4 tRNA genes are annotated in these 588 nt (G+C 46.3%); all 4 read left to right on the forward strand.

Features of this window, described 5'->3' with window-relative positions:
* Positions 1-123 precede the first annotated feature (123 nt).
* A tRNA-Glu gene (locus QWZ04_RS20995) sits at positions 124-199 on the forward strand.
* Positions 200-201: 2 nt separating this feature from the next.
* Positions 202-277: transfer RNA gene (locus QWZ04_RS21000), tRNA-Lys, on the forward strand.
* A gap of 25 nt (positions 278-302) precedes the next feature.
* Positions 303-378, forward strand: a tRNA-Ala gene (locus QWZ04_RS21005).
* 29 nt (positions 379-407) lie between these two features.
* Positions 408-483, forward strand: a tRNA-Val gene (locus QWZ04_RS21010).
* Positions 484-588 lie beyond the last annotated feature (105 nt).

Raw genomic sequence — 588 nt, forward strand, 5'->3', positions numbered from 1 at the left:
CGAAGATTTTCACGATGAGTACCCACACAGATTGATATGGTTTAGAAAAGCAAAAGAGATGAAGAACTCCCAAGTTCTTCAAACAAATTTGATTCTACCTTTTAAAGTGGAAACAAACTTAGTGTCCCGTTCGTCTAGAGGCCTAGGACACCGCCCTTTCACGGCGGTAACAGGGGTTCGACTCCCCTACGGGATACCATTGGGTCGTTAGCTCAGCTGGTAGAGCAGTTGACTTTTAATCAATTGGTCGCAGGTTCGAATCCTGCACGACCCACCATTTCCTCCCAAGGAAATAAAAATATGGGGCTATAGCTCAGCTGGGAGAGCGCCTGCCTTGCACGCAGGAGGTCTGCGGTTCGATCCCGCATAGCTCCACCATTCCTTCCTCAAGGAATTAAAACATCGGAGGGCGATTAGCTCAGTTGGGAGAGCACCTGCCTTACAAGCAGGGGGTCACTGGTTCGAGCCCGGTATCGCCCACCATCTTTAAGCGCATTAGCGATAGTGTTTTTAAAAATGGTTTCGATTAGAAACTTTTGCTCTTTAACAATTTGGAAAGCTGACGAACAATATTTGATTAATATTGTT

This window comes from Vibrio tapetis subsp. quintayensis (assembly GCF_030409945.1).
In the GTDB taxonomy this organism is placed as follows: domain Bacteria; phylum Pseudomonadota; class Gammaproteobacteria; order Enterobacterales; family Vibrionaceae; genus Vibrio; species Vibrio quintayensis.